The sequence below is a fragment of the Mesorhizobium sp. M7A.F.Ca.MR.148.00.0.0 genome (assembly GCF_003997735.1).
Classification (GTDB): Bacteria; Pseudomonadota; Alphaproteobacteria; order Rhizobiales; family Rhizobiaceae; genus Mesorhizobium.
In genome coordinates, this window is sequence record NZ_RZTB01000524.1 from 1 (window position 1) to 290 (window position 290).

Sequence of the window (290 nt, forward strand, 5' to 3'; positions counted from 1 at the left end):
GTACCAAGAACCGGGTTACCTTCTACTATCTGGTTGCCAAGGACCTGGGTAAACTCGGCTCCCTCTGACGACCGCACGTCAATTTGCAGGGGCTGGCGCGGTCCATGCGTCAGCCCTGATGTTGTTGGGGACTGGCAGCCTTCGGGCAGGGCTTGCGCTGCTTTGTGGTGTTCGATTGCCTGTCCGTCAGCTATGATGGCTGGACAACCGAATCGAGCCGGAACCGATGCGCCAGTATCTCGACCTCCTGCAGCACGTACTGGACAACGGCGCCGATCGCGGCGACCGCA

Annotated in this window: 1 protein-coding gene; it reads left to right on the top strand. The window is 60.7% G+C overall.

Features of this window, described 5'->3' with window-relative positions:
* Positions 1-226 precede the first annotated feature (226 nt).
* Positions 227-290 (top strand): thymidylate synthase (locus EOB49_RS38475; protein WP_245473010.1); only part of this gene is annotated, 64 nt, incomplete at its 3' end.